This is a genomic window from Granulicella arctica, from assembly GCF_025685605.1.
Lineage (GTDB): Bacteria > Acidobacteriota > Terriglobia > Terriglobales > Acidobacteriaceae > Edaphobacter > Edaphobacter arcticus.
Genome location: NZ_JAGTUT010000005.1, coordinates 31197 through 56593 on the forward strand (window position 1 = coordinate 31197; position 25397 = coordinate 56593).

Annotated in this window: 28 protein-coding genes; 13 read left to right on the forward strand and 15 right to left on the reverse strand. The window is 55.4% G+C overall.

Features of this window, described 5'->3' with window-relative positions:
* Positions 1-5 precede the first annotated feature (5 nt).
* The 6 genes from OHL20_RS24045 to OHL20_RS24070 all read right to left on the reverse strand — a co-directional run bounded on the left by OHL20_RS24045 (position 6) and on the right by OHL20_RS24070 (position 4686).
* A complete protein-coding gene (locus OHL20_RS24045; protein WP_263385851.1) occupies positions 6-776 on the reverse strand; it encodes a hypothetical protein in 771 nt (256 codons plus the stop codon).
* Between the two features lie 158 nt (positions 777-934).
* Entirely contained in the window at positions 935-1501 is a 567-nt protein-coding gene (locus OHL20_RS24050; RefSeq protein WP_263385852.1) for a hypothetical protein, read from the reverse strand.
* A 379-nt stretch (positions 1502-1880) separates the two neighbouring features.
* A complete protein-coding gene (locus tag OHL20_RS24055; RefSeq protein ID WP_263385853.1) occupies positions 1881-2459 on the reverse strand; it encodes a YsnF/AvaK domain-containing protein in 579 nt (192 codons plus the stop codon).
* Positions 2460-2537: 78 nt separating this feature from the next.
* A complete protein-coding gene (locus OHL20_RS24060) occupies positions 2538-3350 on the reverse strand; it encodes a DUF2382 domain-containing protein (protein ID WP_263385854.1) in 813 nt (270 codons plus the stop codon).
* 46 nt (positions 3351-3396) lie between these two features.
* Positions 3397-3900 carry an OmpA family protein gene (locus OHL20_RS24065; protein WP_263385855.1) on the reverse strand — a complete coding sequence of 168 codons (504 nt, stop codon included), beginning with the start codon at positions 3898-3900 and terminating at the stop codon, positions 3397-3399.
* A gap of 36 nt (positions 3901-3936) precedes the next feature.
* Positions 3937-4686 (reverse strand): YsnF/AvaK domain-containing protein, encoded by a 750-nt coding sequence (locus tag OHL20_RS24070; RefSeq protein ID WP_263385856.1) that lies wholly within the window; start codon positions 4684-4686, stop codon positions 3937-3939.
* A 343-nt stretch (positions 4687-5029) separates the two neighbouring features.
* Here OHL20_RS24070 and OHL20_RS24075 point away from each other — a divergent pair, with 343 nt between their 5' ends.
* The 3 genes from OHL20_RS24075 (at position 5030) to OHL20_RS24085 (ending at position 6423) form a co-directional block, all read left to right on the forward strand.
* Entirely contained in the window at positions 5030-5506 is a 477-nt protein-coding gene (locus OHL20_RS24075; protein WP_263385857.1) for a DUF3761 domain-containing protein, read from the forward strand.
* An 83-nt stretch (positions 5507-5589) separates the two neighbouring features.
* Positions 5590-6003, forward strand: coding sequence for a YidB family protein (locus OHL20_RS24080; RefSeq protein ID WP_263385858.1), 414 nt, complete (start codon positions 5590-5592; stop codon positions 6001-6003).
* Between the two features lie 24 nt (positions 6004-6027).
* The gene (locus tag OHL20_RS24085) at positions 6028-6423 is read left to right on the forward strand and encodes a LysM peptidoglycan-binding domain-containing protein (RefSeq protein ID WP_263385859.1); all 396 of its coding nucleotides are present in this window, start codon (positions 6028-6030) and stop codon (positions 6421-6423) included.
* Between the two features lie 362 nt (positions 6424-6785).
* On the opposite strand, the gene OHL20_RS24090 is transcribed toward OHL20_RS24085, so the two are convergent.
* Both OHL20_RS24090 and OHL20_RS24095 read right to left on the reverse strand, forming a co-directional pair.
* Complete coding sequence (locus OHL20_RS24090) at positions 6786-7229, reverse strand: HNH endonuclease (RefSeq protein ID WP_263385860.1); 444 nt, start codon at positions 7227-7229, stop codon at positions 6786-6788.
* Positions 7226-7906 (reverse strand): recombinase family protein, encoded by a 681-nt coding sequence (locus OHL20_RS24095; protein ID WP_263385861.1) that lies wholly within the window; start codon positions 7904-7906, stop codon positions 7226-7228. Before OHL20_RS24095 ends, OHL20_RS24090 begins: the two co-directional genes overlap by 4 nt.
* A gap of 236 nt (positions 7907-8142) precedes the next feature.
* Between OHL20_RS24095 and OHL20_RS24100 the strand changes: the two genes are divergently transcribed.
* The 5 genes from OHL20_RS24100 (at position 8143) to OHL20_RS24120 (ending at position 12837) form a co-directional block, all read left to right on the forward strand.
* On the forward strand, positions 8143-11172 hold the full coding sequence (locus tag OHL20_RS24100) for a P-loop NTPase (protein ID WP_263385862.1): 3030 nt from the start codon (positions 8143-8145) through the stop codon (positions 11170-11172).
* Between the two features lie 106 nt (positions 11173-11278).
* Positions 11279-11806: a hypothetical protein gene (locus OHL20_RS24105; RefSeq protein ID WP_263385863.1), complete on the forward strand. Its 528-nt coding sequence runs from the start codon at positions 11279-11281 to the stop codon at positions 11804-11806.
* A 49-nt stretch (positions 11807-11855) separates the two neighbouring features.
* The gene (locus tag OHL20_RS24110; protein ID WP_263385864.1) at positions 11856-12227 is read left to right on the forward strand and encodes a type II toxin-antitoxin system RelE/ParE family toxin; all 372 of its coding nucleotides are present in this window, start codon (positions 11856-11858) and stop codon (positions 12225-12227) included.
* A complete protein-coding gene (locus OHL20_RS24115) occupies positions 12208-12543 on the forward strand; it encodes a helix-turn-helix domain-containing protein (protein WP_263385865.1) in 336 nt (111 codons plus the stop codon). Before OHL20_RS24110 ends, OHL20_RS24115 begins: the two co-directional genes overlap by 20 nt.
* 18 nt (positions 12544-12561) lie before the next feature.
* A complete protein-coding gene (locus OHL20_RS24120) occupies positions 12562-12837 on the forward strand; it encodes a hypothetical protein (protein ID WP_263385866.1) in 276 nt (91 codons plus the stop codon).
* Between the two features lie 228 nt (positions 12838-13065).
* On the opposite strand, the gene OHL20_RS24125 is transcribed toward OHL20_RS24120, so the two are convergent.
* From OHL20_RS24125 to OHL20_RS24145, 5 genes are all read right to left on the reverse strand, one after another.
* Entirely contained in the window at positions 13066-13734 is a 669-nt protein-coding gene (locus tag OHL20_RS24125) for a hypothetical protein (protein WP_263385867.1), read from the reverse strand.
* 13 nt (positions 13735-13747) lie between these two features.
* A complete protein-coding gene (locus OHL20_RS24130) occupies positions 13748-13948 on the reverse strand; it encodes a cold-shock protein (protein WP_128915500.1) in 201 nt (66 codons plus the stop codon).
* Between the two features lie 219 nt (positions 13949-14167).
* Positions 14168-15190 (reverse strand): DUF4238 domain-containing protein, encoded by a 1023-nt coding sequence (locus OHL20_RS24135; protein ID WP_263385868.1) that lies wholly within the window; start codon positions 15188-15190, stop codon positions 14168-14170.
* 157 nt (positions 15191-15347) lie between these two features.
* On the reverse strand, positions 15348-16622 hold the full coding sequence (locus OHL20_RS24140) for a Y-family DNA polymerase (protein WP_263385869.1): 1275 nt from the start codon (positions 16620-16622) through the stop codon (positions 15348-15350).
* A gap of 3 nt (positions 16623-16625) precedes the next feature.
* Entirely contained in the window at positions 16626-17051 is a 426-nt protein-coding gene (locus OHL20_RS24145) for a LexA family protein (RefSeq protein ID WP_263385870.1), read from the reverse strand.
* Positions 17052-17500: 449 nt separating this feature from the next.
* On the opposite strand from OHL20_RS24145, the gene OHL20_RS24150 reads away from it, so the two are divergent.
* Entirely contained in the window at positions 17501-18754 is a 1254-nt protein-coding gene (locus OHL20_RS24150) for an IS110 family RNA-guided transposase (RefSeq protein WP_263385871.1), read from the forward strand.
* Between the two features lie 176 nt (positions 18755-18930).
* Here OHL20_RS24150 and OHL20_RS24155 read toward each other — a convergent pair whose 3' ends face one another.
* Entirely contained in the window at positions 18931-21594 is a 2664-nt protein-coding gene (locus OHL20_RS24155) for an ABC transporter permease (protein WP_263385872.1), read from the reverse strand.
* Positions 21584-21934 carry a PadR family transcriptional regulator gene (locus tag OHL20_RS24160; protein WP_263385873.1) on the reverse strand — a complete coding sequence of 117 codons (351 nt, stop codon included), beginning with the start codon at positions 21932-21934 and terminating at the stop codon, positions 21584-21586. The genes OHL20_RS24155 and OHL20_RS24160 overlap by 11 nt, the downstream gene beginning before the upstream one ends.
* A 698-nt stretch (positions 21935-22632) precedes the next feature.
* Here OHL20_RS24160 and OHL20_RS24165 point away from each other — a divergent pair.
* The 4 genes from OHL20_RS24165 (at position 22633) to OHL20_RS24180 (ending at position 25176) form a co-directional block, all read left to right on the forward strand.
* Positions 22633-23349 (forward strand): SprT-like domain-containing protein, encoded by a 717-nt coding sequence (locus OHL20_RS24165; protein ID WP_263385874.1) that lies wholly within the window; start codon positions 22633-22635, stop codon positions 23347-23349.
* Between the two features lie 387 nt (positions 23350-23736).
* Positions 23737-24189, forward strand: coding sequence for a DUF6908 domain-containing protein (locus OHL20_RS24170; protein WP_263385875.1), 453 nt, complete (start codon positions 23737-23739; stop codon positions 24187-24189).
* 65 nt (positions 24190-24254) lie between these two features.
* Positions 24255-24878 carry a ParA family protein gene (locus tag OHL20_RS24175; protein WP_263385876.1) on the forward strand — a complete coding sequence of 208 codons (624 nt, stop codon included), beginning with the start codon at positions 24255-24257 and terminating at the stop codon, positions 24876-24878.
* The gene (locus tag OHL20_RS24180; RefSeq protein WP_263385877.1) at positions 24865-25176 is read left to right on the forward strand and encodes a hypothetical protein; all 312 of its coding nucleotides are present in this window, start codon (positions 24865-24867) and stop codon (positions 25174-25176) included. Before OHL20_RS24175 ends, OHL20_RS24180 begins: the two co-directional genes overlap by 14 nt.
* Positions 25177-25397 lie beyond the last annotated feature (221 nt).

The window sequence follows — 25397 nt, forward strand, 5'->3', positions numbered from 1 at the left end:
GCACTCTACCGGAAAGACGGGCTGATCTGTTCCATTCGCCAGATGGGCCCCTCTTCGTACAAGGGTCCTTCCTCTCGAACGAATGCCGGAGGATCACCGGCCTGGAGCCAGATATGGTAGTCGGCAGGCTGCTTGCCAATAATGGGCGCGACAACCCCCGCTACGCCACCCAGCTCGACGTGGAGGGTAAAATCAGTGGCTTTTCGCCGGAACGTGCCTACTCGAAATGAGAGAGTCCCCATTTGCCTGATTGCAACATGGATGAGCCGTGGTTTCTTGCCCGGTACAATGTAGGAGACCTTCGTCTCCGGAGACGAAGGAGGGATGTTGAGGATGAGATTCGGCGGAAGCCCGTTCGATACGTCCGGAGGCAGATCCATATGCTCCGTCGAAACGCTTCCGTCTTCAGCCTTGAATGTAAGGTTGCCACTTGTCATGTCAATGAGAAAGTCGATCGGCTTAGGAAATGAAGGCCCGTGCTGAATGTGATGGTCGGTCAACAAGCGAAAGACCTTATCCTGCGTGAAGACCGTTACGTCTTCATCCACAGACCCATCTTTGAAGCGGAATATCAACCGAGATGTTACCTTGCCTCTGCTGACGACCTGCGTTGACTCGCCTGTCGCGATTGTCGTGCCATCCAAGGTTTTGAGAGCAAGGAAGCCGTGACTGGACCCTTGTCCGTACCGAACTGGAATAGGTTCTGCTTTCAACGAAGCAGCAAGGAGAAAGCTTAAGACGGTCGAGAGACCGAGCGCATTAGCGCAGAAACGCATGTTGGTGCTCCTTGGTTTATTTAGTGAGCAGATCCGTGAACTTGGACCGCAATAGGAGCTAAAAAGGCTGCCTGAAACCTAAACCCAAGACTTAATGTTCGGTTGCGCGGAGAAGGAAAACGGTACTGAGAACAGCCCGGCTTGTGGCGCTCCGCAATCTAGCTAAGGCGTTTTCTCCGCAGAAACGAAGCCAACACGGTCGGACCAGCGAGAAGGAAATTAAGGAGGATCTTTGGCAACACTTCTATGTCGTGAAGAACGGTCGTCTCATCAGAGCCGCCCAACATCGCACCATGACGCATGGCGTACCAACTGAAGGCAGCTGAGATCGCAGACACTAAGAATGATAGGAGGAGCCCGCCGCTGAGGTGAGGTGTGTGCGCGAGTCGGTGAACTCCCGATTGAGCCAGAAGCATCATGCCCGGCAAACCTATCCAGACCACGGCAGCGGTCGCCCAAAGAGGCTCAGCATTCCGCAACTGCTGTGAGATCGCTCCGATCAATCCTCCTGTGACGAAAGCAAATACCGCTTCGACGACGAGTGCCTTTGTCGCTTCTCCTCGCCCTGCCTGAAGATTCGTCAAGAAAAAGGCTGCTCCACGCACCGCTGCGGCAAAGGCCGCGGCCTTCCAACTCCACGGCGGAACCAGAGTCTTTACAGGATTGCGCACGATGTTGCGCAGTATTTGTCGAAGCTGTACTGGTGTACCTACCATCTGGTCCATAGCTCTTGTTTTCGATGCCTACAGGATGGTTTTGGCGATTGAACCAGCAAAGGTACGGCCGATAACCCGTCCGTTGGATTGCATACGCTAGGATTTCGCGCCACTGTATAGATCAGGCACCGAAAACTGCCAGCGAGGTGATCATGCAGGGGCATACTCACACCGAACGATACGGCATCAACCTAATGCCATGGCAGATCGAAGCTGCCGACGAGCTTGAGCAAGCCTGTATCCTTGTGGCCACGATGAACGGAAACGAGATGGTGAGCGTCTCTCTTCACGTCGCCTCTAGTCCGGCCGCCCCCAACCCAGATTGCAATAGCCGTACCTCTCAAAGTTGATGATCTTGCGGCGACACAGACGGTGCACCCACATCGTCTTATCTCGGAACGCGTTCAACCGAGATGTGTTCTTTATGTAGGGTGACGTGCTGAGTGTCGTGTCGCTCTGTATCACGCTGAATGATGCGAATCTCTTCTTTGAGAACAAGCTCCTTCGTAAGAACCAATCGCTCCTCTACGAGCGAGTAGATAGTCGTATTACCTTCTTGGCGGACCGGCGGAGGAGCATCTACAGGCTGGTTGATAACGATGCGTTCCACATCAAATGTGCGGACCGCGAGGATCTCATCGAGGGCTTCGGTGTATGCCTGGACCGTTTTGTTCAGGCGAACGGTACCCGTAGCAACAGTCCGCTTCCCTACTTCCAGTCTTTCTTCAACCAACGGGATTGTGACGCTATTGTTTGAGGAGAGAACGTCCGCCCGCATGTCAGCGGACTTCCATACGTCAGAGGTTTGAAGAAGCACACTGGTCGGCAGGCGAACCACTTCACCGTTGGCCATCCAGATCTCAGTAAATGGTTGAGTCGGGTCGAATTGCCCAGAGACGGCAAGGACATTGGGCCGGGTAGTGGGCTGGTCATCCACTGTCGACGTGGCAGATTCAGTGTCAGTCATAGAAACTCCTGAGAGGCAAATGCCACAGGCCGGACGTGTTGATGTCCGGCCTGCGTGTTGAGCGAGATACGTGATCGTCTAGTAGCGATCCTTCGCGATGCCGGCCCCGGTGGCCTCGCCGGGAACCTCCTCGACATCCACCTCTGTCTTGCGAACGGAATCATGGATGGCCTGAGTGCGCTCGCTGCTTTGCTTGCCAACGAGAACTTCCTCTACGACTCGGCTCGTCTTGCCCACGACGGCTTCCTCTCCAGTTGCGTTCAACTCGATGACAGATCCGCTACCGGCAGCAAAATCAGCTGCGGTTGCAGGCCGATTGACCACGCGGCGCTCCACATTGATCTGCTCTTCGCGGAGGTTGATGTCCGCGTCGACTGGACGCTCTACAACGTGGGAGTAGATGCGGACACCACCGCGATCAACCTCGCGCTTCCCGACTACGAGCTCTTCTTCGACGATTGGGATCGCTACGCCTTCTGCTGCGGTTGTCGCGGAACCTTCGTACTGACTGCTCGACCCGCCCTCGATATCGCGAGCGCCAACCTGCTTTAGAAAAGTGGCTGCCTCGGCAGCTTCCTCGTCCGGTACCGTGATTGCGAGGAGCGCACCACCCGCGTTTACCCCTTTCGCGTAATGATCATGGGCGTGGTCATCGCCGCCGCTGAGTGAACGAAAGAAGCTGCTGATCTTCTCTCCGATCCCCGTGCCGCCCCCGCTCCCGATATCTGTATAGCCTGATTCGTTTGCAGTTGGCGCAGACGATGAAGCTAGACCGTCATCATTGGCCATGACGTGGATGTTATGGGATTCGTAGCCGTCCGTGATCAACTCCTGCTTCGCCTTATTCGCTTCCGCCATTGTGCTGAAAAGCCCTACGACTGTCTTCGACATATATATTCTCCTGTTGTGAGTTAGCTGCTTGAATTGTTTGCAGTGCTTACTGCGGCTGCGAGAAGAGTTCGACGCGGCGATTATCCGCCTTGCCGTTCGGAGTCGCATTGGTGTCGGTGGGCTTCTGAGCTCCAAAGCCTCCGCCAGTCAATCGACTTCCATCAATACCTTGTTCCTTAAGGTAGCCAGCGACTGCGAGTGCCCGCTGTTCCGAAAGATCTGCATTGTGGGGTGCTGAACCGGTGCTGTCGGTGAAACCCTCGATCCGGAGATGGGCGGAGGGATTTGCTTTCATCGCCGCTGCAGCTTGCTGTAGAGTCGCCTGGCCTTCCGGTGTCAGAGTGGCTTTGTCCGTGTCGAAATGCACAGAACCGAGGTCCGGAAATGCAGGCGCGGCAGCCGTTGAGCTGACAACTGGTGCGCCGTCAGCAGGATGGCGGTGGGTGAGGAAATAGGCGAGGAGAGCCAGCAGAAGAAGGAGTGGCAGGAGCCAAGCCCAAACGGGAATTCCCTTCTTGGTCTCTTCGTAGACTTTGACGCGTTCAGCCATGAAATTGCTCCTGGGGATACGGGATGTGCCTACAAATTAGTTCGTTTTGACTGGCGTTCTCAGTTCGCTCTCGGGCTGAATCTCTTCAATCTCAACCTCGGTATGGCGGACCGTATCGTGAATATGCTCCGTGCGCTCCGATGCGGTCTTGCCCACGACCACTTCTTCTACAACGTGCGCTGTCTTTCCGACCACGGCTTCTTCGGCTGTCTCGGTGAGTTCGAACACTTGATTGCCCTGAAGTGCCAGATCTGCATCCGTGACCGGACGGTTCACGGCATTTCGCTCGACAACGACATGCTCCTCGCGGAGGTCGATCGACTCCTCTATAGGAATCTCGATGACCCGCCGATAAACACGGACACCACCTTGATCCACCGTCCGCTTGCCCACGGCGAGTTCCTCTTCGACGAGGGGAATAGTTGTCTCATCCTCCGCTCCAACCGAAAGTGCAGCGGCTTTGGGCGTCACGACAGCATCATCAATCTTGGTAGCCTTGTGGCTTCCAAAGATCTTCTCAACAGCAGAAACATGCCCTTGCACGGTCGAAACCGCCACGACAACGCCGCCGTTGCGTATTCCTTCCAGCAGATGTTGGCGGTCACGGGCCGGAATCCCAAATTCGTCGAGAGCAGAACCGGCGGCATGCTCCTGTCCTTCGTCTCCAATGACCGCGATCGATGTGGGAGGAATGCCTTGTTTATAAAGATCTTCAGTTGCTGCGGCAGCCTGATCTTGGTGATGGAATAGGCACACAAGATGAGTGAGCTCGTCGGTCATTGCCATGAATCCTCCATAGGTGAAGTCGCGAGATCTTACGGTTGCAGGCACAGCTCTACGTCGGCGTAGGCCGCGATTCAGGTGCTACAAATGGCTGCTAGTCGTGCTGGATGGATAGGAGAGCGGCCTTCGGATCGATACCTGCAGCCCCTAGGTTCCCAGTATTGAGTTGCCTATTTTTTGGCTTCGGTTGTACCTGAAACTTTGAAATGTGCGTCTGGGAGACGACATAAATGCCGGCAATTTCATGGAAAACACCTTGGTCGCGATAGGGGAAGGCTAGAACGCGCATCCAATGGCGCAACCGGCTGCGAGCAAGACCTTTGAGCCGGATCTATGGAGGGGATCTATGACCAAACGCGCCATCGCTGTTTTCGCCGCACTCTTTATGTCCGTCTGTACCCTTGCTCACGCACAGGCTCCCGCCGGGGCGACAGGACAGTGTAAAGACGGCACCTACTCCACCGCCAAGGCTAAGAGCGGAGCCTGCTCCGGACACAAGGGCGTGCAGACTTGGTACGCAACAGCTTCGGCAGCACCGGCACCGGCCCCAACAGCAACGCCCAGCGCAGCTCCAACGCCGCCTCCGGCCCCGACCTCTGCGACCGCATCTCGCCCCTCTGCGACCTCCAGCCCGTCAACTATGCCGAGCCAGCCCGCAGCCGGGGGCGGACCGGGCCAGGTTTGGGTCAATACCTCCACCAAGGTCTACCATTGCAGCGGCGATCGATATTACGGCAAGACGAAAAAAGGTGCTTATATGAGCGAGTCTGACGCCGTAGCCAAAGGCGCACGCCCCGACGCTGGAAAGCCTTGCCCCAAGTAGCGTTTCACCCCAAGGTCTCAGGCCGAGGAGAAGCCTGAGAAGCAGCTCAACCAGCTTTCCGCATCTCACACCCGAGGTCATGTATGGGACTACTAGACACAATTGAAGGAATGGCCAGTCAACAGGGCCAGGGGACCAACTCAGGCACGAACGCGAATGTCGCTAGTGGCATGATGCAGGCTCTTGAACAGCAACCTGGCGGCCTCTCCGGCGTCATCGACTCTTTCCGCAACAACGGTATGGCCGACCACGTCCAAAACTGGTCCAACGGCCAGGAACCCGCCGCCACGCCCGGCCAGATCGAACAAGGTCTCGGAAACACAGGCTTCATCGAGAACGTTGCTGCGAAGGCTGGTGTCTCGCCTGAAATCGCGAAGGTAGCCATGGCAACCGTGCTTCCGATGGTGCTCGCGCATTTCACCAATGGGGGCCAGCAGGCTCCGCCGCAGAGTGGCTACGGTGGCATGGCATCCCAGCTTCTCAGCAAGTTCCTCTAAACCCATTTTTCCAGGAGAACCGAAGTGGCTGATTTTCAGGCATTGCAGCAGAAATACGCTCCCGTCGTCGACATGATTAAGAAGTTCGAGCCGTACGGGGCCAAATTTGTAGGCTCCGACTTGGTGGGTGAGCAGTATCATCTCGTTGCTCAGGTTCCATCGCAGGTAGTGCTGGAACGCGTTTGGGACATCATCAAGCAGGTCGACCCGCAGTACGCCGATCTCAAGCATGAGATCAGCAACACCGGCGGTCAGGACGGGTCCTACACCATTCAATCGGGCGACAATCTCAGTAAAGTGAGCGAGCTCTTCTACGGTCATGCTAACAAGTACGATGAGATCGCCAAGGCCAATCACCTGGCCGACGCGAACAAGATTCAAGTCGGCCAGATCCTCGACATCCCACTCATCAAGTCCTGAAACAACTTAGGGGACCAATTCGGACTTGAAAATTCACACTGCTAAACGGATAAAACTGATAAACCAATCGGCATATGGCGTGTTGACTGCCATATGCCGATTCCAGTCCGGAGCACCGTCTGTCCACCAGACCGGCCCGCGCTCACCCAATTGATGCTTGGCTTGATCGACCCTCTTCCGGGCTGCTTCGCGGCCGACCAAATCCCCAGTACGCAGAGATGCGCCCTTTGCCCTTCGCGCCTCCATCAACTCGTTGACCAGGAGCTGCTTCGCTTCGGACGGAAGTGAAGGGTTCGTGCATCGCCAAAGACGCCCTTTGACCACGAAGTATCGTCCGTCCGGAGTGACCGGATAGCCTGACTTCACTTCTGCGAAACCTTGATCTCGAACAAGGGAATGGCTGCGGCTGCGGGACCTCGCACTTTGAAGTCGAGGGTGGTCTGCTCATGCGCTTCCGGGTGTTGCTCGCGCCAAAGAATACGGAGCAACTCCGGCCATTCGTTTTCAAGAAACTGTGTGCGGCTTACTTTAGCGTGACAAGGGAGGCAAAGCGTAATCATCAGCTTCGGATCGCTGTTGCCAGGCTTACGGTGATGAACTGCCACCGATCGCTTTCCCCGCTTTACTGTCGCACAGTTGGGGATACGACATCTGTAGCCATCACGAGCCAGGACTTCTTCGCGATGGCCACCGAAATACTCCTCATCTTGACGCTTCAGCGTGTAGCAGGTCGAGCAGAGGCCTAGGGCGAGGATCTTCTCATTCCCGCAGGGACAATGCAGAGAGCGTTGAACCGGACCCTTCATAGTGACGCTCCCGAGGAAGACCGACCCCGCTTTGTCGATCTCGGCTTCTTTGGAAGGAAAGCAGCTTCAGCGGCGGCCCAGCCTAAATAACGATAGACAGTCGCTCGATTGACACCGAACTCGCGGGCTAAACTCGCCTTCTCCTCGCCTTCGGCCAAACGACGGCTCAGCTCCGCCGCTCTCTCCGGCGAGAACTTACGTTTGCGGCCCTTGTACGCACCGGCCCGCTTTGCAAGCTCAATCCCCTCTCTTTGACGCTCACGAATCAGGTCACGTTCAAACTGAGCGACCGCTCCCATGACACTCAGCATCAGGTTCGCCATCGGCGCGTCTTCGCCGGTAAACGTCAGTCCCTCCTTCAAGAAGTGAACCGAGATTCCGCGCTCCGTCATAAGATCGACCAGTTTCCTCAAATCACCCAGATTCCGCCCCAGGCGATCCATCGAGTGACAGAACACCGAGTCCCCTTCCCTCACAAAGTCCAGCATCGCTGTGAGCTGAGGGCGCTTCACGTCCTTGCCGGAAGCTTTATCCAGGAACGTCTTGTCTAGGTCCATCCCTTCGAGCTGCCGGTGCTCGTTCTGATCGAGGCTGCTAACGCGGACGTACCCAACCCGTTGCCCCTTCGGATGCCGGGCATTCTTAGGTGTTGCTTTAGACTTTATGACTTTGGGCATTGTGTGTATCTTAACTCAGTAGCCAACTCTAAAGCAACGCGTTTCAGCCCGGAATGCGACGCCGCGATACGGTATACCCCAGAGACACGTTCAGAAATCCTCAACTCAGCAACTTGTATGGCCTGAGTGTTATCTTCAGCGTAAAAGGAAGGTGCACTTTGGCGTCTGCGAGCCTCGGTCCAGTCACACGTTTGCCTCTCGGTCTTAGGCAAGCTCTTGAACGTGGGAATTGTGTCTTGTTTCTAGGAGCTGGGATTGGAGGCCATTACACCAGGCCAGATGGAACACCGGCTCCAGATGGTACAAAGCTTGCTGAAGACCTTATTGCGACCTTTAAGCTCGGCATTCCGACGACAGACCTGCCACGAGTTTCCCAGTTCGCAGAGATCCAAACCTCCCGAACAAGCCTCGATTCATTTGTGAGGCGGTCCCTTGCGAACCTCGAGCCTGACGAACATATTCAGTGGCTAACGACATTTCGCTGGCGGTCAATTTTCACGACAAATTACGACATGGGCTTGGAGCGTGCGTACAAGCTAAATCCGAATCCGCCCCAAAATCCAGTACCGATCGCCGTTACCGCCGACCTTCGCTACACAGACACGCTGGTCGATGTTCCTGTTTTTCATCTTCATGGAACGCCGTACAGCCCGTGCACATCACCGATCGTCATTACGCAGACGGACTACACTCGCTATCAAGAGAATCGCGAGATGGTCTGGAGCCGCCTAAAGAACGATGCGGCAACTTCGACACTTCTGTACATCGGCTACTCCGGTAGAGATCCAAACTGGCAACTGATTATCGAAGAAGTAGCGCGGGAATTTTCACCGTCTCAGCCACCGATGGCCTACAGGATTGATCCCTTTGCCGACCCCCTAGACGTTGTATTGCATCGTGAGGTTAGGCGTGTCGAAACACTCGTTATGTCTCTACCTGAGCTACATGCGCTTGTCGAGCAGGAGTTGGGAGACCGTCGGCCCGCACCGGATACAGTAAACGCGTTACGCGACAAGGTTCCCCAACACCTGAGAGATGCTTACGAGGATTCCCCAGCCGCGATGTTGCGTCTTCTGGAGTCCTGGATTTATGTAAATGATGAGAGCACAACGGACCTTCCGAATACAAAAGACTTCCTTCGGGGCTCCAAACCCAACTGGTCTCTCATCGCACAAAGCCACAAGTTCAAAAGGGATGTCGAAGATGAGCTTTGGGAATGGACGCTGGAATTCAGTACAAACCCCAAGTCTAAGAGCGCCGCTGCGGTTTTAACGGGTCCGGCGGGCTATGGCATCACGACAATTCTTATGGCCGAAGCACTTCGTATCGTCGACGGTGGAATCGGACCAGTGTTTATGCTTCGAGAAGGTGCAGAAGTAAACGAGGGCGACGTAGCCTATGCCACTTCCCTGTTCCCGGACGTTGACTGCTATTTCGTAGTTGACCAGGCGCGAGAGCACTCGCAAAACATTCAGGCTGCCTTAGCACAACAGCGTAAAGCAAAGACCAACTGCCTGTTTCTAATGGGCGTTCGGCGCAACGAATGGATGTCATCAAAAATTCACTTCAAAGCCGTCGAGTTTGAGATTGATCCCCTTTCGGACATCGAGATTAATAATCTTCTGGATTTCCTTGGGGCAGAGAACTCTCTTGGGGAGCTAGAGCAACTGGACCGAGACTTCCAGTTCACCATTGTTAAAAACAAGCATGAAAAGCAGCTTTTGGTAGCCATGCGTGAGGCGATGGCAGGGGAGGGGGTAGGCTTTGATTCGATCATCGAGGGAGAGTATCGAAGTATCGACGTGGAGAAATCACCCTCGATCTCCCGAGATCTCTACCTACTGGTGTGCTGCTTCTATCAGCATGGCATGTTGATTCGCGATGAGCTGATGGAAACAGTGCTAGGGTACCCCCTGCAATCACTCTATGAAGACGTTGGGACCAACCTGGAGGGGTTGGTGGAATACACCGAAACGAACATCGTAAAGGGACAGTATGCTGCAAGAGCTCGGCACAGGATTATCGCTCAGATTGTTTGGAAGAAGTGCGGTACGCGTGAACTCAAGGAACACTTGTTGCAAAAGGCGATGGAGAAGCTAAATCTCACATATCGCCTGGACAAGAAGGTATTCGAGCTATTTATTCGTTCTGACGAAATCGTAGACACATTCAGCACCCTCGCCGGAAAGATCAAGTTCTTCGAGACGGCTGCGCGGCGTGACCCAGACAACGTGTTTGTGCTTCAACATTTCGCTCGAATGCTTTTACGAGAGAAGAACCTTGTCTTGGCCCTAAATCAAATCGATGACGCGATAGCAAAAGATCGAACAAAGACAATCCGTTCTTTGCATCACACGCGCGGTCTTGTCCTCGCAGAGTTGGCTATGAGTGAGGAAAACAACGAGGTTGCCCGGAAGCGACTGGCGCATGCCGAGCGAGAATTTCAGTTTTGTATGGCGTCGAAAGAGACGGACTCATATGGACATTCAGGACTTGCGAATCTGTATCTGGATTGGTCTCGACGGCCTAAGATTTCTGATGACGAAGCGACTGAATACCTAGAAAAGGCGGAAGCCGTCGTTTCTGAAGGGTTAAAGGTAGTCAGTGAGCGAGCCTCGCTCCTCATCACATCCGCTGGAGTACAAAAGGATTTAGGCAACCAACCTGCGCGGCTGAGCAAGCTCAGGCAGGCCGTGGATGCCGATCATGCCAGCCCTGTAGCAAGATACCTTTTAGGAAGAGCCTACCGTGATCAGAAGCTCCCCCTCAAGACCTTAGAGGTGCTTGATCCCATCATCAAGAGTGACTTCAAGCAGGTTCGCGCATACCTTGAGTACACTCGCGCCATGCTGGAGACTGGCGAATCGATCAAAAAGGCAGCCGCGACTCTGGCTCAGTGCAAGCTTGACGGAGAGACCGAGCCAGCTTTCATCGGCCTTTATGGTGGTCTTCTTTACCTAGATGGGAAGTATGACGGTGCTCTAAAGCTTTGGGAAAGCGGCAAAGAGCTTGACTTGTCAGACGAGGAAAGAACCCGTCGACAGTATGCCCCGAGAGATCATGCGACCGGAAACAGACTGAAGTTCACAGGTCACGTGGTTCATCGAAAGCCCAATTACGTCTTGATTCAACCCGAGGAAGGTCCAGTTGTGCTCAGCCGCATCACGCATGTTGGCAAGACTACCCTCGAAAAAGATCAGAAGATCGAGTTTGAGCTTTCTTTCTCCGCCAAAGGAGCACTAGCCGAAGGCCTACGGCTTATCTAGGGGTTCGCCGCACGGGGCGTTCGATCAACCGTTCCGAAAACCGCAAATAGGGGCGATGCCCTCCTAAAATCGCAGGCTCAATCTGCTGGATGTTACGATCCCTCACATGCATAAATTGACGCTAGCACTCGCCTCTATAGGCCTGCTTCTGTTGTGCCCTGCCTCGGCGCTGATTGCACAAAAGTACGACGTGAAGATCGTCGATCGGAAGGATAACGAGACGGACTACTCCTATGTGGTGCCTAGTTACTCCAGCTCACACTCCGATTCGAGCGCTAATTGCAGCACCACGGACACAAATATCAACTGCAATGGCTCCACAACCAGCAACGGCTACAGCACCCCCGCCCACCAGGTGTCATTTCATGTGCGCGGGGCAACGTTCATGCTGCTCTTGCCGGACGGTCGAGCAGCGGTCGTGAATTGCGAGAGCAAGTTCGCGGAGCGTATGGCTGGCCGCGCGGGAAACCACCGAGATTGTCGGATGCCTCTGGTCGACAACATCCAGGCGGAGTTCAAAGGCGACAAAGCGAAACTGGAATGGGTGGTCAGCCTAGACGGTAAAAAGATGCAATCCGAGACGTACAAGGTTTTGGCCGTTATGGATAAGCCGGTGACGGCACCCCCGCACTAGATTGTCGGCTAGGGATATACCAGTTATGGTATAAATGGGATTAGTGGACATGAGCACGCGACAACTCCTTTGGATCGGAAGCAGTAAAAAAGATTTGATGGCACTGCCCGTTTCTGTAAGGAAGTTCTTCGGCCATACGCTTAATTTCGCTCAAGAAGGCGAACAGCATGAAGCTGCGAAGGTGCTCAAGGGCTTCGGAGGAGCTGGGGTCCTAGAAGTCGTGGAAAGCGATGCAGATGGAACGTATCGAGCGGTCTACACGGTCAAGTTCAAAGAAGCTGTCTTTGTTCTCCATTGCTTTCAAAAGAAGAGCAAAAGCGGTATCGCAACGCCCAAGAAGGACATGGACATCGTTCACGCAAGGCTTAAGGTTGCTGAGACTCTGGCAAAGGAGATTCGAGATGGCAAAGCGCACGATTGATGGCATTGACGTTGAAACCAGCTCGGGGAACGTGTTTGCAGACCTTGGACTGGCCGACGCGGAACAGCTCAAAATCAAGTCGGGTTTGGTGATCGAGATCACCCGCGCCGTGCGACGGCTCGGTCTGACTCAAGGGGAAGCTGGCCAACGCATGGGTATTTCACAAGCGAAGGTCTCCGGGCTTATGCGCGGAGATTTCGCCAACCTATCGGAAAGCAAATTGATGGAATGCCTGAATCGCCTCGGGTACAACATCGAAATCAAGCTGAGTCCTGCCATCGAGCCGATAGGTCACCGAACCCTCGCGATGGCCTGACACCGTAGAGGAGACCCTATGAATCAGTCGGAGATGTACGAGATACCCGTCGCTGTCGGTAAAGAGGTCGCATACGTCAGGGTCTATCGGGACGAGCAGGATCGACAGGTGCTTGTTGGGTTCACAGATGGGACCGAGCTTGCGATCGACGTTGAAGTGAGATCCGTTACCTCTGCTGTCCTCTACAAGATCACTCCAGGCGTCTCAGAGACCATACAGCGGTTCGACGAGCCGCCGTCGGAGCACAACTCCTATAGCGCTGTCATACGGGCTTCCACCAAGAGGCTCGCCTGAGCAACGCGCCGAGCTTCGGTGAGGGCGACAAACTCCACCGAATGTGAAGCAAATCCGCAACCAGCCTTGGAGTGAGTTTCCAAAGCGCGCGGCGAGAAGAACCGGCCCACTCTTCCTTCTGATCGCGGGAGTTACCAGCATAAACGGATAACCGTTTATGCGTGCATCAGTTTAGGAAACCCTCCCGTTCGCAAAGTTCCTAACCAATCGGACGGGCAAATGTCCCTTTTAGGAGCCTTTACTTGAACGCAGCCATCCCTTGGTCGCCTCCCGTATTGCTCCAATGACGCGAGATATCATCGGCGTCGAGTTCGAAGAGGTTTTCGTTTCCGCCGCCCCCGAGGGCGGGGTGACAGTGGGCAAGTTGAATTTGTCCCGCATCGCCTGAAGTACAGCGGGATCCTGTTTGTTCAAGAGCTGGGATTGAGCTCGCGCGGCCTCAATGAGCTGGTTGGATTCCTTCTTGAAGCGCAACAGGCTGTGAACCCAGGGGCCTTTTTTGTAGATGTCAGAATCGTGATATCGCCACTTATCGCTGTACTCGTCAGATTCGCCGTAGAAGCGAGAGTCCAGTACGAGAACACCATCCGCTTCGACCAACAACTTGCCCTTGATCGGCGTTGAACGCTCGATTGTATTTCCATAGTCCGCTTCACGAATGAAGGTCATCGTGTACTTCACATTGCTGAACGTGAAGTGCGTCACTCCGTCGTCGTCAGTAGCGATACCCGAGACGAGCGGATGCATCGGCCAGCCAAAGTTTGTTTCCCAGTAGGGGTAGGGGCGTATCTGTTCACGCAGCCTCCGCAACTCTTCTGGGAGGCCGGTTGCAGCCAGTTCTGCCTTAAGCTGCCTTATCTGAGCTTGAATGAGGTCGTACTCTGCCGTCGAACTCACAGTGATCAGAATCTTACAGCGGCTGAATGTCTGCGGCCTGCCAGCCCTTGGGTCCCTTGACCACGTTGAACTGTACGGCCTGTCCTTCTTGAAGGCTCTTGAAGCCACTGGAGACGATCGCCGAGTAGTGAGCGAACACGTCCTCGCCATTCTGACGGCTGATGAAGCCAAACCCCTTAGCATCGTTGAACCACTTCACTGTTCCCTGCTCCATATCTTGTCCTTTGGTCGTTCAAATTACCGTCGAGATCGAGTCGGGGACCGAACGTTTTAGTACAGGGCCAACAGTTCTCTGCTTCGGTGTGGAAAGAATAGCATCGAGGGGAGGGAGCGCAAGCTGATTCCGCGAGCCTGAGCACTTCCCTTCCCTCTCAGTTCGTCACGACGACGGTCGGTCAATGCGATCTTGGCTTGTATCGTACGATCTAACCGATCACCACTTTCCCGGCTTGCGGAGGCCCATCAAGATGTCGCAGACGTGGTTGTCATAGTTCTCGTGAGGCAGCCGATAAGTCTTTGTGCCCATCTCAAACGCGCCGCCATTCGCCTGCATGATCGCGTCCAGGTCGGCACGGTCGACATTGCAGAAGCAGTGCTCGAACGCATAACCTGCCTGGCCCCAGTTGATCTCCTGCGTGGTCGGCGTCTGCACTGGCCTTCGATTCGCTATTGCGGGGAGCAAGTGCAAGCAGGTAGTCGGCGACATAGGCAGCGCAACCTCCACGTTGGGTTCGTGAAAACCCATTCCGTAGTCCAGTTTCCCATTGACGGCCCGCGCGAAAGTAATGACGGGCGAGTCGCCAAGCATGAACGGGGCATCTGGCGTTGCAAAGACCCAGCGCCATTCACTAGCCAAAAGCAGTGGATCAACATGGGACATTTGGTTCTTGATGCCCTCGACGTAGGTGCGCTGGAGAGAGTCGTGCGTGTTATCCGCACGCATCATGCGCTTCGCATTCTCGGCGACAATCTCCGACGTGATTAGTCCGTGGCTGAATCTCCGCCCCTGGGCCATTTCTTCGATGTTCAAATGCGCCGCTACCGTTGCGAGCTGTCTTGGGTTGTTCAAGAAAGCAGTAAAGGCGTGGGCTTTCACCGCCGCCAGTGACCCCTGGCCGGAGCGGCGAGCCTGCGAGCGCTGGAACAGCATGAAAATATAGCGGGTGAGTGCCAACTTGCGCTCATGGGTCAGTACGAACCCTGGATCGCAGATCTCATCCATAAAGTCATTGACCGGCTGCTCAATCTCTTGGGCTAGTCGCATCTCGACTTCGGCCTCGATCGCTGAGTCATTTGGATCGGCATAGAAGCCGTCGATGCGTGTTGCCGACGTTGGGGACTTTCTACCGTTGGGCTTCTTTCCTTTGGTGTACTGCCAGAGCCAATCGGACTGCTCAACGGGATGCTTGTAAGAAAACTGCTTTAGCAGTCTCTTCGGCGTGGTGTGGGATTTCATGGAAAACTCCTCGATGGGTGCGTGGAGCCTCCCTTCCCCATTGCAACTTTTTCGTATTATATTCGCCAGAATTACCCAGAATCGATGAAAAGCACGTTCTAGGACATACGAAACAACGACAGCCATCGGTCTAAACGGATATCGTGCTATCCGTTTATCAGTTTGACCGGACTCTCGGCAGTTCATCCCATCTTGTTGTCCACCGAGGCGAGCGATGCTCTGCCCTGAGCTTCCAGGCGGCATTCTTGGGACCGGCACCGAGGATGCGGACGGTATCGCGCCCGAGGGTCGCGTTGAGCTTGTCCATCGCCTTCCAGGCCCGTTCCCTTCTCTCTCGGTCGAGATCGCCCCAAAGGGCCGGTTGCCGGATGGTTTCGGGCAGCAACTCGGTAATCATGATCCCTGTCTTTGAGTAGCGGAAGCCGTCTCGCCAGAGCCTTTCGCCCAGGCGCACGGCCAGGGCGACCACTTCCCCGGTGTCGTTGGTCGTCTCTGCGAACCGTGCCGAGGCTCCATTTGAGTAGAACGGGTCATTGTTGAAGTTGTTCGTGTGCATGAAGACGAAGATGTTTTCGGCGGCGACCTTGTAGCGCCGCATCTTCTCTGCCGCTCGTGTGGCGTAGCTTGCGATGGCCTCGCGCATCTCGCGCCAGGTCGTGACCGGAGCCCCGAAGCTGCGGGTGACGGCAATTCCCTTCCTCGTCGGCTCCATAAGCTCCAGCGGCAGGCAGGAGATCCCGCGCAGCTCGTAGACGGTACGGCCACCCGTCACTGTCATCAGCGCCCGAGCATTGTCTGGATCGAGTGCGGCGAGATCGGCGGCCGTCTGGACTCCAATCTTTGCGAGCTTCGCCGCCGACGCCGCGCCGATCCCCCAGACTTCATCGACCGGCACGGTGGAGAGCAGCTCCGCCCGCACCTGGCTGGAACGAAGATCGCATACGCCGCGATACTGCGGACGCTTCTTTGCAATGAAATTTGCTACCTTGGCGAGCGTCTTGGTCGGGGCGATGCCTAGGCACGTTGGGATACCTACCCAGCGACGAACGCGCTCGCGCAGCTCTCGCGCAAGAGGCTCCACTTCCCTTTCGCTGAACTCGCCCAGGTTCAAGAAGCTCTCATCAATCGAGTAAGTTTCGATAGTCGGAACCATCGAGAGCAGCGTATCCGTGACTCTTCCGGACAGGCTTCCGTACAAGGCATAGTTGCTGCTGAAGACTTTCACATTCTCGCGCTTGATGAGATCGCGAATCTTGAACTCGGGATCTCCCATTTTTATCCCGAGGGCCTTTGCTTCCGCCGACCTTGCTACTGCGCAACCATCGTTGTTTGATAGCACGATGACCGGCTCGCCTTCGAGGTCGGGCCGAAACACACGCTCGCAGGAGACGTAAAAGTTGTTGCAGTCGATTATCCCGAAGACCTCTGTCATGACTCATCGCAGGGTGTGGATGGCGTGTTTCACAACGCCGAAGACGTGTAGGTCTTCGCCAATCGAGACGCGAATCGGCTGGTAGAGGTGATTGGCCGGATCGAGCCATATGCAGTCAGGTCCACGCCTTATGCGTTTTACGGTGTACTCGCCATTTACGGCAACCACAACGATGCAGCCGTTATTGGGCGCTGCTGCTCGATCCACAACCAGAAGATCGCCGTCCAGAATTCCAGCATCTTTCATCGAGTCGCCATCAACTCGCATCAGGAATGTAGCTGCTTTGTTTTCGATGAGAAATTCGGTGAGATCGAGAGGGGTCTCCAAGTAATCTTCAGCCGGGCTTGGAAATCCCGCAGGTACGCTACCGTCGAAATATGGCAACAATGACGGCCAAGTTGCGACCCACTCCACCAGCTCCAAGCTCATCCCGCACCTCCAAACTAGATATACCAGTAGTAGCGAAGAAAAGGCGAAATATCGTGCAAGGAGTGGCAAGCTCAAATGGATAAGCCGATAAACGGTTACCGGTATATGCTGATAAGTCATTTCTTGCTTTAGGTGGGGGAAGTCTCCCCCTGATTGCAGAGTGCGCCGGCGAAAAGAACCGGCCCACTCTTCCATCACCCCCTCTGCGGGGAGCCCCCCGCAACGCCTGTACGCTGTTCATGACTTCCCGTAAGTGGGCGAGTCTCACATAGCTGGCCGTCAAGAGTGCCTCCGCAACGCAGTGATCGGATCACCAATCGGGGACTTGCGCCTTGACGGTTCAGCGGTGATGCAAACGTCCAGTGGGGAGTAGCACCACCGCACCGCGGGTGAGTGCCGGTACAGGCGTGACGAGAGCATCGCAAAGCAATTCGGAACAGGAGGAATCATTGGAATACTTCGTCGGGATCGACTGGGGAACGCAGACTCACCGCATCGCCATGATCGACAGGCATGGTCGAGTGATCGAGCAGTTTGACGCAGAACACAGCGGTGAAGGCCTCGTGGTCCTGGTCAACAAACTCAAACAACGAACCGCATGCGAACCCGCTCTGGTCGCCATCGGCGTTGAGGTCGCCTGGGGTGCCCTCGTGGAGACTCTGGTCGAAAGTGGCTTTTCCGTGTTCTCGATCAATCCCAAGCAGGTTGATCGCTTCCGTGATCGTTTCACCGTTGCCGGAGCAAAGGATGATGCCCGAGACGCGCTCGTGCTGGCTAGCGCCCTGCTCACCGACAGGCAGAGCTTTAAGCGGGTTGAGATCGACTCCCCCGAGCTGATTCGGCTACGTGAGCTTTCACGGTTCCAGGATGAGCTGAAAGCCGAGCTCAGACGCGCGACCAACCGACTATGGCAGCAGCTACATCGCTACTACCCGCAGATGCTGGTGGTCAGCCCGGCTGCAGACGACCGACTTATGTGGGACCTGCTAGAAGCAGCACCAACGCCGACCGCAGGCGCAAAGATCAGTTCCCTTCGAGTTCAACGCCTCCTCAAGGCGAATCGCATCCGGAAGCTTACAGTGGATGAGGTGCTTTCAGCTTTAAAGACCGTTCCCCTTGCCTTGGCTCCAGGTGCAGCCGAGGCAGCCTGTGAGCATGTTCTACTCCTGCTTCCCCACGTCAAGCTCTTGGACGAGCAGTTGCGGCAGGTCGGAAACCGCATCAAAAATCTCCTAACCGCCATGACTGAGGCGAATGCTGGAACGAGCATGCCGCCGTGCGACGCCGAACTGATCCTGTCGATTCCAGGTGTAGGCCCAACCGTCGCCGCCGCTCTTCTGACAGAAGCTTCCCGACCAATCCGAGAACGGGATTACGAGTCTCTGCGCTGCTACGCTGGCACGGCTCCGGTGACCAAGCAAAGCGGCAAGAGAAGGGTCGTCGGTATGCGTCAGGCGTGTAGTCCCCGCTTACGCAACGCAGTCTTCTACTGGGCAACAAGCAGCCTTTGCTGCGACAGCAGGAGCCGAAGGCAGTACGACGCATTGCGGGCAGCAGGCCACCTTCACGCACGAGCACTGCGCGGTTTGGCCGACAGACTGCTAGGCGTCCTAATTGCTTTGCTGAAGACGCAGAAAACCTTTGATCGAGCAAAACGAGCCGGCACTTTGGCTAGTAACCCTCTGATCACCGCTATGGCATGAGGAGGAGCGTATCGGCGCTATCTCCATGAAGCCAGAAGCACTCATGATGGGAACGGCGTTTAGCGGTACTGACTGCTCGCCTATAGTGGCAGACCGCCAGCTACTCCTCAGAACCGTAAGAGCACGGCGGATTATCTGGCGAGATCAACCTGCTATGCCCAGCTTTACTAGAGCCCTCACTCCGCGCGTAAGGCAATCACTGGGTCGATGCGCATCGCTCGGGTTGCCGGAAGCAAGCAGGCAGACAGTGCTACGAAGAGTAGGACAAACGACATCGAACCGAATGTGAGCGGGTCAGTAGCTTTCACCTGAAATAGCAGACTGCTCATGATGTGCGTGAGTGCCAGGGAACCCATAACGCCGGCCACAAGTCCGATCGATGCCAGCTTCGCGCCTTGGCCGAAGACCCACGAAAGAATGCTCATGCGGCGGGCTCCCAGCGCCATGCGAAGAGCGATGTCGGCCGTACCCTGCGTCACCAGAAATGAGATAACTCCGTATACTCCTATCGCAGCAAGTATCAAAGCGAACGCTGCAAAACCACTCAGCATAAGCATCGCGAAGCGCTGGCGTGCCAAAGAATCCTGTAGGCGTCGAGACATGGTGGCAACGTCGGAGACAGGTACGTTGGGGTTGATCGAGTTCGCCAGACGCGTAATCTCGTTGCCGAAGGCGTTTGGATCAGTCTGCGTACGTGCAACGAAGTACATTGTTCCAGCAGAAAGCTGAGCATGCGGAGCATACATTACCATTCGCGTCCCGGCGTCGAGACCGTACTCTTTGACGATGCCCACGACCCCTACAATCGTGGCCCACGAATCGTCGTCGCTTCGCCGAACGTGCTTTCCGATCGCATCACCATGTGGCCAGAAATGGTCAGCCATCTTCTGATCGATAATCATGACCGGTGGCATGGTCGGCGAGTCGGTCTCTGCGAAAGTGCGCCCACGCAGAAGGGGCACCTGCATTACGTTGAAATAGCTGGGGGTAGCGACTCGAAAATCAACCTGCACTTCAGGTTCGTTGGGGAGCGGGGTGTAGCCCTCGATATGCACCTTACCCCAGCCAACTGTGGGGGTAAGGGGAAGCGCAGAAACCGCACCGGCAGCAGTGACTCCGGGCAGATGAGTCGTACGCTCTGTAAGTTCCTGATAGAACTGGATTCTCTTGGCGGGCGTGTTGAGTGTTGGTCCGTAGGCGCTCATGTTCATGGAAATCACATGCTGCGGATTGAAGCCAGGAGGCACGTCGGAGAGTTGCGCGAAGCTGCGGACGAGCAGCGCGGCCGCAATCAGCAGTGGTAGCGAAATGGCAATCTCGGCAACCACCAAAGTTCCGCGCAGCCGGTCGTGGCGAAGGCTCAGGCCGCCATGCAATGATCCTTTGCCGCCGCTCTTCAGGCTTGCCGTGAGATTGACACGTGCAGCGCGCAATGCTGGCGCGAGGCCGAAGAGCACTCCAGTTGCCAGAGAAATGGCGAACGTGAAGGCCAGCACTCGCCAGTCCAAGCCCAGCTCGTTGAGCCTTGGAATGTTAGCCGGATGCATCTTGCGTGCAAGCAAAATGCACACGGCGGAGAGTCCTGTTCCCGCGACGCCACCGATTAAGCTCAACAGAATCGTCTCTGTCAGTAGTTGTCGGACTACGCGTGCGCGTCCAGCTCCTAGAGCAGCCCGCACCGCAAACTCACGCTGTCGCGCTGTTGCGCGTGAAAGCAGCAGGTTCGCAACGTTCGTGCAGGCTATCAGCAGGACCAAAGCTACTGCTCCGAAGAGAATCAGCATTGCTGTACGAATGTCGCCGACCACCTGATTCATGAGGGAGACAACGCTGATGGTGAACGAAGGATCGCGAGACTTGTCTTTCCGAATGCGCGCGGCAATGACGTCGATGTCAGCCTGCGCCTGCCCCACGGAGACACCCGGCTTCAGCCGTGCCAGGATGTTGAAGTTCTCCGAGCCATAGTTGGTCGCATCCCGAGCCTCGTCCGCTGGTGGCATGAAGAAGTCAGGTTTGGGGATACCGCCTACGGTCGGGACTACTTCATGATCCAGCCGGAAGCTCGCAGGTAGAACGCCCACCACTGTATGAAGATGGCCATTCAGGGTGACAGCCTGGCCTAGGATGTGCGGGTCACCCGCAAACTCCTGCTGCCATAATCCGTAGGTGAGCACCACAGTCTGTGGCGTCCCAGGCCGGTCTTCCTCGGCTAAGAAGAGTCGGCCCAACATGGGCTTTGCGCCCAACATGGGCAGCAAGTTTGACGTAGCCTCCATGCCCCCAACCCTGATCGCCTTTGCTCGGTCGGTAAGGATGAAGCTGGACCCGGTCACCAAGGCAGAGTCGTCGAAAACATGATTCTGCGTCACGATATCGTGGTACTGGCCGGGTGAAGGCCAGTCCTGCAGAATGCCAATGCCGGGCGAGCGCAACCATAAGATCGTGAGCCGATCAGGATTGGGGTACGGCAGCGGATTGAGAAGGAGCGCACTGGTGAAACTGAACACGGCGGTATTGGCACCGATGCCGATTGCCAGCGAAAGCAGGATCATAGCCGTCGTTCCTGGTGTTTTAGCGAACGATCGGATCGCGTAGCGTATGTCCTGCAGGAGCTCTTCCAGGAATTTGGTTCCACGCGATTCGCGGACTTGCTGTTTCACCTGCTCAGGGCCACCAAGCACCATACGGGCGCGACGCATCGCCTGGTCTGGAGGGAGTCCTGTACGGCGCAACTTCTCCGCCTCGTACTCAAGGTGCCCGCGTAACTCTTCTTCCACCTCGGAATCCATTTGTTGCCCGCGAAACAAAGCCCGGAGCCGGTAGAGGAGGTCAGTGAGCATTTGACTCTCCTGCCGTCATGTCAAGCACAAGGCCCACTGCAGCGGCGAGTTTGCGCCATGCAGTGGTCTCGGTCTCCAATTGCTTCTGTCCGCGCGGCGTCAGCTTGTAATACTTTGCGCGGCGGTTGTTCTCGCTCGTAGCCCACTTTGCGCTAATCCAGCCTCGGCGCTCTAAGCGATGCAGAGCGGGGTAGAGCGATCCCTGTTGTACTTGCAGGGCTTCACGGGAGATCTGCTGTAGCCGCTCTGAAATCGCCCAACCGTGCATCGACCCAAGCGCCAGCGCTTTCAAAATGAGCAAGTCCAGCGTGCCCTGTGGCAGCTCTAATCGTTCTTCCATATCGCTTCCTCCAACCCTGCTGCTTCGACATGAAATATAACCGCTCGTAGTGTCGAAGCGCAAGGGGAGAGCTGGTTCTGTCTAACTACAACATTTGGGATTAACGAGAACTGACCAACATGTAGGTGACGCAGTGGCAGCTGCTTGTCTTTCTTATCTAATCTCGTCGCCGTGGTCGTGGGAATGTGGAAGACGCGAGCTTCATCAGCGTCTTCCAAGCGGCTGTGCGAAGGGTGGGAAACGGTTTCATCGTTTTCCATGCTTTGCATAGCTGCGCCATTTCCATGACCAATTTGCTTGCGTAAAGCGTGGGGAGTCCCCGAGAAACAGGCAACAGCAAAGACCAACCAGGCCGTGGAAATGCCGGGGCCGTGGAAAGCATGGAAACAAGAACAAAGACCGTTTCCACCCTTCCCCCCGCCCCTTGGAAGGCACCGATAGAACTGGCTGCCTTCCACATTCCCCCCGCCTCGACGACGGCGGTTATTGATGGGAATGCGCGACAAAGGCAAGAACAGCAAGACAAGGCCAGGAGTCGAATTGCCGCCAGACAATGCCACCCACTTCCCTTCCACCGCTTTCTAAAGAGCAGAAATAAAAGGATAAACGTTTATCATTTTAAACGGATAACATGATAAACTGATAACAGTTGAGAGAGCTTAGAGAACTCGCTCAATACCAGAGGAGACCAGACCAAAATGCAGACCAACCCACAGCCTTTCGTATCGTACGAAGCAAACTTAGAGCCCACGATAACCGAGCGTGAGTACCGGGCCTTTCAAGTTGCTTACGACTTCCTAAACGCTGAACTCTTCGGCGGAGCCCTTCCTCATGTACTTGTGACGCTCCAGCGCCACGCAAACGCTAAAGGATACTTCGCAGCAAACCGTTTTGAGGGACGCACAGATGGAGCCAGGGCTCATGAGTTGGCGATGAACCCGGATGTCTTCACGGGGAGGAGTGATGAGCTAATTCTTTCGACTCTTGCTCATGAGATGGCGCACGTATGGCAGCAGACACATGGCAAAGCCCCGCGTGCGGCTTACCACGATCGCCAGTGGGCGGCCAAGATGAAGGAAATTGGTCTTTATCCATCGACTACCGGCGAGCCAGGCGGCAAAGAGACGGGTCAAAGCGTAACGCATTACATCGTTCTGGGTGGGCCGTATGCACTCGCATACGCAAAGCTGGCGAAGACCGGCTTTCGTCTTAATTGGCAATCCTTTCCGTTCACTGCCGAGCGTAAGAAGAAGGCGGCAAGCAAGACGAAGTACACATGCACGAGCTGCGGAACTAACGCATGGGCGAAACCGGAAACAGCCCTTATCTGTGGAACTTGCTACGAGGCCGAAGATGGGGAGATAAGGATCATGGAGCCCGAAGAGCAGGAAGAAGAGCAACAGGAGGCGGCTTAGGCCGCTTCCTGAGAGAACGCAGGGCACGATGACAAGTACGAGGAGGAAACCAATGCAAATAGATAGCGTCATCGAAACTCGGGACAGTTGGGTGCCCTTGGAAAAGGCGCTCAGTCGTGCTCAATGCGTAGATTTCATGTGGATCGGGGCAGCAGGGACGATACAGCTTTACAAGCACATGGACACTCGCAGATATCTTCTGATCGACGCCGCGACCGGCTCTTTCTACGACGACAGGCACACTCAGCTCAGCCGTGAGGCCGCAATCTCATATGTCCTATCCGCATAAACTGTTATGTACCTAAATTGATATCGTTTTATCCGTCTAAACGGATAGAATGATAAACATGGAGGGGACTAGAGACCCCCTCCCAGGAGGATTACCCGATGAAGACCGTCATCGAGATGCTTAATAAAGCCACACCGCTGCCGAAAGGCTTTCACATCCGAGTCGAGAACGCTCCATACATGCCCCTCGTTATCGAAGGAATAGGGCCAGGCCCTAGAGGACACCGAGCCATCTCAGTTGCTCACTATTACAGCCAAAACGGAGACGCGATGCGCGATCCCGAAATGTGCTTTGAAGTCGAGACGGATCAGGAGGGACAAATTGTCGAGCTCTATCCGTACTACTTCCTGAACGATGGATTGCACGTTGAGGAAACGGCTGTAGAAAGCACCGGAAAGGATTTAGAGGACAACCCTACGTTTATCACTCACACGGCGAAGCTGAAGGCGCAAGTGGAGTTTGCAGTGGAATGGGACAAAAACCTAAATGCTCAAGGTTTTCGAGAAGCTTTTGCAAAGCTACTGCCCGAAGCATCCCCGCTCCTCTCTTGATTCTCCCCGGATAAATGGTTATCCGTCTATCAGCATGAACCGATAAACTGCTAAAAGGATAAACGATGATAATTGCAGTCACGAACAACAAAGGCGGAGTAGGGAAGACCACAACCGCCGTCCATCTCGCCGCTTGCCTGCAGCTCTACACGCCGACGCTGCTACTTGATGGGGATGACACCCGAAACGCAACGGCCTGGAGTCAGAAGGGGAAGGGCTTTCCTTTCAAAGTTGCCGGTATAGAACAAGCCGCGAAGCTATCAAGAGGCTTTGAGCATACCGTCATCGACACCGGCCAGAAGCCCTCGGACGATGACCTCAAAAAGCTCATGGATGGGTGTGATTTGCTCATAGTTCCGGCGGTACCGGCGGGGCTGGACAATGATGGCTTAGCACTGACGATCAACTCATTGCGTGCAATGGGAGCGGAAACCTTCCGCGTTTTGCTCACGAAAGTACCACCACCGCCAGAACCCGAAGGCCCCGCGCTAAGAGCGGCGCTTGAGGCCAGGAGCATCCCCTTGTTCTCCGTCGACATACCCCGCCTGAAGGTCTTCGACAAGGCCGTGGAGAACGGCACTACGGTGAATGATCTCGTTTTACCGAGCAAGGAAGCCCCACGCGCTCAAAGAGCATGGGCGGCATATCAAACCGTGGCAAAGGAGGCGTTGACCTATGGCAGCAAATAAAGTCGTCGTGGCCGCAGACAAGTTTGGTTTCTTGGATAAGAGACAGAAGCCAGCAACAACCGAGGATGAGACTGTCCAGACAGCGCCCTCGCGTTCGAAGGCCAAAGAATCAGCGGCGGCCAAAGCCGTAGCGAAGTCGAAAGATCCTAGCATGAAGGGATACACGCTCATCCTCAAGAAGAAAACCCATATCAAGGCAAACTCGATTCTGAAGATCCTCGACACAGAAGGGGACCTCTCAGACCTCACAGAACGCCTTTTGGCGGAGTGGGTCACAAAACACGAGCATATTCACTAAAAGTTTTTTTTACTGGAGATGTCAAAAACTACCGTTCTCAACGCGCTTAGCTAATAGAGGATTCTGTGCGTATGAACAGAAAGCGGACAGGCGGCCCAGGGAGACCGCCCCAGACCACCCATTTTGGATTCCCGCAGTAGTCCGCCCAGAGGAGGCGAACCACTGATGACCAGTTTAGCCACAGACGGAGCAGGGAAGAGGCAGACCCTTGATCTCTAAAA

Coding starts and splice junctions, on each gene's coding strand:
- OHL20_RS24045 (WP_263385851.1), bottom strand. CDS start 776: ATGCGTTTCTGCGCTAATGCGCTCGGTCTCTCGACCGTCTTAAGCTTT.
- OHL20_RS24050 (WP_263385852.1), bottom strand. CDS start 1,501: ATGGACCAGATGGTAGGTACACCAGTACAGCTTCGACAAATACTGCGC.
- OHL20_RS24055 (WP_263385853.1), bottom strand. CDS start 2,459: ATGACTGACACTGAATCTGCCACGTCGACAGTGGATGACCAGCCCACT.
- OHL20_RS24060 (WP_263385854.1), bottom strand. CDS start 3,350: ATGTCGAAGACAGTCGTAGGGCTTTTCAGCACAATGGCGGAAGCGAAT.
- OHL20_RS24065 (WP_263385855.1), bottom strand. CDS start 3,900: ATGGCTGAACGCGTCAAAGTCTACGAAGAGACCAAGAAGGGAATTCCC.
- OHL20_RS24070 (WP_263385856.1), bottom strand. CDS start 4,686: ATGGCAATGACCGACGAGCTCACTCATCTTGTGTGCCTATTCCATCAC.
- OHL20_RS24075 (WP_263385857.1), top strand. CDS start 5,030: ATGACCAAACGCGCCATCGCTGTTTTCGCCGCACTCTTTATGTCCGTC.
- OHL20_RS24080 (WP_263385858.1), top strand. CDS start 5,590: ATGGGACTACTAGACACAATTGAAGGAATGGCCAGTCAACAGGGCCAG.
- OHL20_RS24090 (WP_263385860.1), bottom strand. CDS start 7,229: ATGAAGGGTCCGGTTCAACGCTCTCTGCATTGTCCCTGCGGGAATGAG.
- OHL20_RS24095 (WP_263385861.1), bottom strand. CDS start 7,906: ATGCCCAAAGTCATAAAGTCTAAAGCAACACCTAAGAATGCCCGGCAT.
- OHL20_RS24105 (WP_263385863.1), top strand. CDS start 11,279: ATGCATAAATTGACGCTAGCACTCGCCTCTATAGGCCTGCTTCTGTTG.
- OHL20_RS24110 (WP_263385864.1), top strand. CDS start 11,856: ATGAGCACGCGACAACTCCTTTGGATCGGAAGCAGTAAAAAAGATTTG.
- OHL20_RS24115 (WP_263385865.1), top strand. CDS start 12,208: ATGGCAAAGCGCACGATTGATGGCATTGACGTTGAAACCAGCTCGGGG.
- OHL20_RS24120 (WP_263385866.1), top strand. CDS start 12,562: ATGAATCAGTCGGAGATGTACGAGATACCCGTCGCTGTCGGTAAAGAG.
- OHL20_RS24130 (WP_128915500.1), bottom strand. CDS start 13,948: ATGGAGCAGGGAACAGTGAAGTGGTTCAACGATGCTAAGGGGTTTGGC.
- OHL20_RS24135 (WP_263385868.1), bottom strand. CDS start 15,190: ATGAAATCCCACACCACGCCGAAGAGACTGCTAAAGCAGTTTTCTTAC.
- OHL20_RS24140 (WP_263385869.1), bottom strand. CDS start 16,622: ATGACAGAGGTCTTCGGGATAATCGACTGCAACAACTTTTACGTCTCC.
- OHL20_RS24145 (WP_263385870.1), bottom strand. CDS start 17,051: ATGAGCTTGGAGCTGGTGGAGTGGGTCGCAACTTGGCCGTCATTGTTG.
- OHL20_RS24155 (WP_263385872.1), bottom strand. CDS start 21,594: ATGCTCACTGACCTCCTCTACCGGCTCCGGGCTTTGTTTCGCGGGCAA.
- OHL20_RS24160 (WP_263385873.1), bottom strand. CDS start 21,934: ATGGAAGAACGATTAGAGCTGCCACAGGGCACGCTGGACTTGCTCATT.
- OHL20_RS24165 (WP_263385874.1), top strand. CDS start 22,633: ATGCAGACCAACCCACAGCCTTTCGTATCGTACGAAGCAAACTTAGAG.
- OHL20_RS24170 (WP_263385875.1), top strand. CDS start 23,737: ATGAAGACCGTCATCGAGATGCTTAATAAAGCCACACCGCTGCCGAAA.
- OHL20_RS24175 (WP_263385876.1), top strand. CDS start 24,255: ATGATAATTGCAGTCACGAACAACAAAGGCGGAGTAGGGAAGACCACA.
- OHL20_RS24180 (WP_263385877.1), top strand. CDS start 24,865: ATGGCAGCAAATAAAGTCGTCGTGGCCGCAGACAAGTTTGGTTTCTTG.